At 35.1% G+C, this 6,511-nt stretch carries 4 protein-coding genes; all 4 read left to right on the forward strand.

Annotation, left to right across the window (positions count from 1 at the left end):
• Positions 1-118 precede the first annotated feature (118 nt).
• The gene (locus E1171_RS10215) at positions 119-3,220 is read left to right on the forward strand and encodes a tetratricopeptide repeat protein (protein ID WP_155205906.1); all 3,102 of its coding nucleotides are present in this window, start codon (positions 119-121) and stop codon (positions 3,218-3,220) included.
• Positions 3,221-3,283: 63 nt separating this feature from the next.
• Positions 3,284-4,936: a TonB-dependent receptor gene (locus tag E1171_RS10220; RefSeq protein ID WP_155205907.1), complete on the forward strand. Its 1,653-nt coding sequence runs from the start codon at positions 3,284-3,286 to the stop codon at positions 4,934-4,936.
• A 179-nt stretch (positions 4,937-5,115) separates the two neighbouring features.
• Entirely contained in the window at positions 5,116-5,790 is a 675-nt protein-coding gene (locus E1171_RS10225; RefSeq protein WP_155205908.1) for an SPOR domain-containing protein, read from the forward strand.
• Positions 5,791-5,917: 127 nt separating this feature from the next.
• A partial coding sequence (locus tag E1171_RS10230; protein WP_155205909.1) for a MotA/TolQ/ExbB proton channel family protein occupies positions 5,918-6,511 on the forward strand: 594 nt, incomplete at its 3' end.

Below are 6,511 nucleotides of genomic sequence, written 5' to 3' on the forward strand. Positions count from 1 at the left end.
AGTTTTTGAGGGCTTAGACAATCGGTTTCTTAAAATGAGATTTAGGTTAATTGTCCTTGATCTTAAGCAAATTCGTAATACCTAAAACGTAATTAAATCTATTTTCCAGGAACCATTTATGAATAAATTTATAAAAATTGCATTGGCAGCTACTCTTTTGTCAACAAAGAGCCTTGCTCAAGATATTTCCATTGGAAAACCTGCAGATAAACTATTTAAGGAGGGGTTTGAGTTATTTCAGAAGGAGAACTATAGTCCCGCCCGTCAAATTTTTGAATCCTATCTTTCTTCTTCAAATTCTTCTAAAGAATATTTGGTTGATGCTCAATATTATCTCGCATTAAGTGCTTTGCGTTTGGGAAATCCAGATGGGGAGTATTTGATTGAGAATTTTGTGGAATCTTTTCCAAAAAACTCTAAAGCCAGATTGGCTTATTTTGAACTTGGAAACTTTTATTTTTCACAGAAAGGTTATGCTAAAGCTATTAAATATTATGAGAAGGCCGATGATAATCAATTGAATGAGGATCAGCTGAATCAAAAACGCTTTCAGTTAGGCTATGCTTTATTTTCTAGAAAAAAGTATGAGGAGGCCCTTGAAAATTTCAATCTTCTTAAACGTTCAGAAAATTCTTTTACTTATTCGGCTAGTTATTATGCTGGATTCATTGCCTATTCAAAAGAGGAATACGAAAGGGCTTTGCTAGATTTGGAAAAGGCCGGGAAAGTTGAAAACTATGCTTCTGTGGTTCCCTCTTTTATCACGAACATCTATTATAAGCAAAATCAATTTGAGAAGTTGATTAATTATGCCAATGATGTGTTGGAGAGTAAACCTAAACCCCAAAATTCTAATCAAATCAATTTGTTATTAGCAGAATCATATTATCAAAAAGAAGATTATTCTGCTGCTGCAAATCATTTTTCTGAATATTTGAGAACCAAAGGAGTAAAAGTTGATCAGGGGATTCTGTACAGGGCAGCTTATGCTCAATATGAGAGTGGGGCTAATGATAAGGCCATTAAGAATTTTGAGAAAGTGGCTGCTAAAAATGATACGATCAGCCAATATGCTTCTTATTACTTAGGGGCTTTGTATTTAAAGAATGAAAATAAACAATTTGCCCTTGCAGCATTTAATAAGGCGGTAAAGAGTAAATATAATGAAACAATTTCTGAAGAGGCCTTAATAAATTTTGCCAAATTAAATTATGAATTGGGGAACTCTTCAGAAGCCATCGATAGTTTTACTGAATTTTTAGATCGGTTCCCAGCAAGCAAACATAAGGAAGAAGCCAATGAATTGCTGAGCGAAGCTTATTTGAATACGAATAACTATGCAAAGGCTATTCAGCATATTGAAAGCCTAAAAAATAAAAGTTACATCATACGGAAAGCTTATCAAAAGGTAACCTACCTGAGAGGGACACAACTTTTTAATTTGGGTAAGTATTACCAATCTGTACAGCATTTTAAAAAGTCCCTAGAATTTTCCATAGATAGGGAAATGGTTGTCATGGCTAATTTTTGGTCTGGAGAAGCTTATTCCATAGGTAAGAAATTTGAGGAGGCGATTAACTCATATGCTGCAGTTTTTAGAAATTCGGATGCAAATAATGAATATTACTTGAAGGCCAGGTACGGCATAGCCTATGCCTACTATAATTCCAAGCAATATGATAAAGCGTTGGTACATTTTAAACATTATATTTCTGGAGTTGGGAAGGCTTCTGATCAGCTTTTTTACGAGGATGCATTAATCCGTTTAGCTGATTGCTACTATGCAATTAAGGGGTATTCGGATGCCATTTCTTATTATGATCAGGCAATTGCTGAACGTAACCCTGCTTCTGACTATGCCTATCTTCAAAAGGGAATCATTCTTGGTGTTCAGGAAAAACTTCCCGATGCCTATCAGTCATTGGATAAGGTGTTGAATAACTACCCTGATTCCAGGTTTGTAGCTCAGGCTTTATTTTATAAAGCCCAGTTTGCTTTTGAGAAGGGAAATTACCAAGTAGCAATCAATGGGTTTACTCATCTTATTAGTAAAAGTCCCCAGAGTCAGTTTATTCCTTATGCTTTACTTCGTAGGGCTATCTCAAATACTAATCTTCAGAATTATGATTTAGCAATAAAAGATTACAAGAATATTTTAAATAAATTCATTTCACACGAATTAGCCAATGATGCTTTATTGGGGCTACAAGAGGCTCTTGCACAGGTTAATCGTTCAGGTGAATTTGCTTCTTATTTGGCAAGTTTTAAAAAGGCCAACCCAGAAAATCAATCTGTAGCCAATATTACTTTTGAGTCAGCCAAATCATTGTATTACAATCAAAATTACACTAAGGCTATTGCCAGTTTTAATGATTTTTTAGTGAATTACCCTGATAATAGTCTTACTTATGAAGCAAAATATTTTATAGCTGATTCTTATTACCGTCAAAAACAAATGAGTGAGGCTATAAATTATTTTGAAATGGTGGTGGATGATAATCAAACTAAAATGGTGAACCGTTCACTACAAAGGATGGCCGATATCTATTTTGGGCAGAGAGAATTAGGCCTTTCCATAAAGTATTATAGACAGTTATCATCTCTCGCAAACAGCCGAAAGGAACAATACAATGCCTGGGCCGGGCAAATGGAGGCTTATTACCTAATGAAACAATATGATTCAACCGCCTATTTTGCTGATCAGATCATTGCGAAAGGAAATGTGGCTGCGAATGCTTTAAATAAAGCGCAATTGTTTTTGGGAAAAGCTGCTTATGCTGAGGGAGATTACGATAAAGCTGTAGATGAATTTCTGGCAACTCTTAATTCTGCAAAAGATGTAAATGGGGCTGAGGCACAATACTTAATGGCTGAAATCTTCTATGAAAAAGGGTTATATAAACAATCCCTTGAAGCTTTATTTGAATTGAATGATCAATTTTCTGTGTATACCAATTGGCTTGGTAAAGGATTTTTGTTGATTGCTGATAATTACATAGCCATGGGTGAGTTTTTTCAGGCCCGTGCTACTTTGAATTCAGTGGTTGAAAAATCCAATTTGTCTGAAGTTGTGAAAGTTGCACATCAAAAGTTACAGAAGTTGGATGAATTGGAAAGACAAAAAGAACTTCAGAAAAAGCAGAAGGAAGAACAGGTCTCAGATAGTTTGAAGCAACAAGAGGTAACTATTGAGGACAGCTCTCTTGATTCAATTAATTAAGACTCTGTGTTTAAACATTTTTTTGTGAGCGAGTTATAAGATTTATTTGACCAAAATATTAATATGAAAAATGTTTTTTGTTTTCTTGTAATTTTAGGCTTTGCTGTTCCACTTTTTGCCCAAGAAAAATGGGAAGAGGATGGGGACATTGAAAGTGCTGAAGTGTTGATTCAAAAGAATAGAAAGAATGATTTACCTATGGCGAACCGTTCCTTTGAAAAGGTTGCTCCTCAGGCCACAGAGCAGCTGACGCCCCAGGTAAATTTTAATGTCCCAAATTTTACTTTTAATCCTCAGCCCATTGACCAGAAAATTCGGGTCCAGACGATCAAGCATGGGAAGCGGCCGGTTTATTTTAATAACACTGTAAAGGCGGGTATTGGAAATTATGTGACTCCTTATCTGGAAGCCTTTCTTAATGCCCAACCTAATAAGGATGTGAGTGTGGGGTTAAGGGCAAAACACCTTTCTTCCTTAAACGGACCAGTAAATAAAAGTGCTTCAGGAAGAAGTGAGAATTTGCTGGCTTTAAGTGGAAAGTATTTTGCGAATAAAGCTACAATTGAATCCCAAATTAGATATGAGCGGTTAAAAAATTATTTTTATGGGTATGATCCTGAAATTCCTGTAAACATTGATACTACTCGTCAGGTCTTTCATAATTTTGATTTTTCATTGGGTCTAAAAGATAGATTATTAGAAGGACCATTTCATTATAATTTAAATGGAAATGCTGGGTATTTTTCAACCTTAACAGGGGATTCAGAAAGCTATTTGGGCTACGGGGCAAATTTAAGTTACCAGCTTCAGGATAATATTGAAATTTCAATGGGTTCAGAAGGAGTTTTTGGACAGTATTCTTCTAATGAATTTGGAGTAAACAGGTATTTGGTAAAAGTGAAACCACGGGTACAGTATCAGTCTGATTTACTATCAGTGGCTGCCGGTGTAAACCTTATTTACGAAAATTCGCCGTTTAGCAGGGAAGAAGGTATATTGTGGCATGTTTATCCTTACCTATTTGCCGGATATAATTTAAATCCAACCCTTCAGGTTTATGGGGAACTCAGTGGAGGTGTCCAGTATAATTCTTTGGAAGGTTTTAGTAAAGAAAATCCGTATATGAATAATGGGCAAATTATTTTGAATACCTATAAGGATTATGGGATGAAAGCAGGACTAAAGGCAGATCTTACTTCCTATTTCAACCTCAATACAGGTTTTGAATATGCTTCTTTTTCAAATATGTACTCGTTTATAAATAATCAGACAGATCCTTCCCGCTATGACCTCACTTACGATCCTTTCAGTATAGGGGTAGGAAACTTCTTTGCTTCCTTGCAATACAGGTATAAGCAGTCTTTTAGCGCGAATGTGAATGCCAATTATTTTATTTACGATTTTAATGAAACGCCTCTTTATTATAAGCCTAATTTTAAAATTAATACCTCATTAAATTATAATCCTATTGAGAAATTGTCTTTGGGTGTAGATTTGATTGTTTTAGGTGGTTTAGAAACAGAACCTTTGTCAGAAGGAGAGGAGTCGACTTTAAATCCCGTAGTTGATTTGGGAACAAAAGCGGATTACAAGTTATCGTCTCGATCATCAGTTTTTCTCTCTGTAAGTAATCTGTTTTCACAAAAGAATGAATATTTTAAGAATTACCCATCTCAAGGAATATTGGTAATGCTTGGTGGTTCCTATTCTTTTTAAAGTCGTTGATTTTGAATGATTAGTTTAAATTTTTTCCAAGTTTGAAATGGTTTTTTATTCAATTGACCCCTATTTGATGAAAAAAATGACTAATTTCAAAGCAGATAATTTTTTTATTTTTTCAAATTTTATCTCTATTTTGGTGAAGTAATAACTGCTAATTTTTTATTTAAAAGATAATGGAAACATCAAATTCCCAAGAAAATAATGTTGAAAATGAGGACTTCGGATTAGCTGAAGTTGCATTTAAACCCATTGAAAGAAGAGAAAAAGAGGCTGTTAAAAAACCTGAAAATACACCCTTTCCTAAACAGAAGGTAGTAAATTGGCCTGTTGTTATCGCCATTGTTTTTACAGTTATAATTGTTGGGGCAGGTATATTTTTCTTTTTAAGGCCAACTTCCTCTGTTCCCAAGGAAAATGAATTGAATAGTTTGGATGTCACTCCTCCGGTGCAAGAGCAGGAAGTTTCAAATGAGTCTGTGGATAATACAGAAGCTATTAATGATGGTTGGGGAGATGAAGCGGCTTCCACCGATGAAAGTAATTCTGCCAACGTATCTGAAACTGCGGATGTTGAAGAAATAGATCGGGGAGAGATTTTGGAGATTAAAAATATTACGGGCAAGTACTTTGTGGTTATAGGAAGTTTTTTTGATAAAGATTTAGCTTTCGACCAAGCAAATACTCTTGAAAGGGCAGGGCATAAAGTGTATGTAATTTACCCTCAGGAAGAGGAACACTTCTATAGGGTTGGATTAAGTACAGCTTATAATTCATTTAATGATGCTTCTTCAGTACTAGAGTCATTGAAAAATGACTTTGGACAAAAAATTTGGGTATTAAGAAATTAAAATAAGCTTATAGTCTGGTATAAAAATTGTTTAATTTTAAGCCTGACAACTGAGGATTTTTGACGGTTCTCAATTTTCAGGCTTTTTCATTTTAACAGGGATAAATTCTTTAGAAGTGCAACACATGATGAATTTTTTGCAGGTAACAACCGGAGGCGATCCGGAAATGGTGATTGATAGTGTGAAAACTATATCAGTGCTTGATTTACTTTTTAAGGGGGGATGGGTGATGATTCCTCTTTTTTTATTAGCATTCGTTGCTATTTACATTTTCTTTGAACGAATGTTGACTATTAAAGCTGCTTCTAAAATTCCAGTGCATTTTACTGAACAGATCCGAGAAAGAGTGTTAGGTGGGGATATTAATGGCGCACGCCTTTTATGTTCTGAAAATGAATCTCCTATTGCCCGTATGATTGAAAAAGGACTTTCGCGAATTGGAAATCCATTAAAGAATATCGAAGTTTCTATCGAAAATGTTGGAAAGATTGAGATCTACCGATTAGAAAAAAATCTTTCTTTATTGGCCACAATTTCTGGTGTAGCTCCAATGATTGGATTTCTGGGAACCGTAACCGGAATGATTCAAGCTTTTATTGCCATTGCTCAAGAGGAGGGGTCGGTTAGCCCAAAGTTGTTGTCCTCCGGAATTTATGAGGCTATGATCACAACGGCTGTAGGTTTGTTTGTGGGGCTATTATCTTATTTAGGGTATAACTAT

This window comes from Xanthovirga aplysinae (assembly GCF_009711365.1).
Classification (GTDB): Bacteria; Bacteroidota; Bacteroidia; order Cytophagales; family Cyclobacteriaceae; genus Xanthovirga; species Xanthovirga aplysinae.

Coding starts and splice junctions, on each gene's coding strand:
- E1171_RS10220 (WP_155205907.1), top strand. CDS start 3,284: ATGAAAAATGTTTTTTGTTTTCTTGTAATTTTAGGCTTTGCTGTTCCA.
- E1171_RS10225 (WP_155205908.1), top strand. CDS start 5,116: ATGGAAACATCAAATTCCCAAGAAAATAATGTTGAAAATGAGGACTTC.
- E1171_RS10215 (WP_155205906.1), top strand. CDS start 119: ATGAATAAATTTATAAAAATTGCATTGGCAGCTACTCTTTTGTCAACA.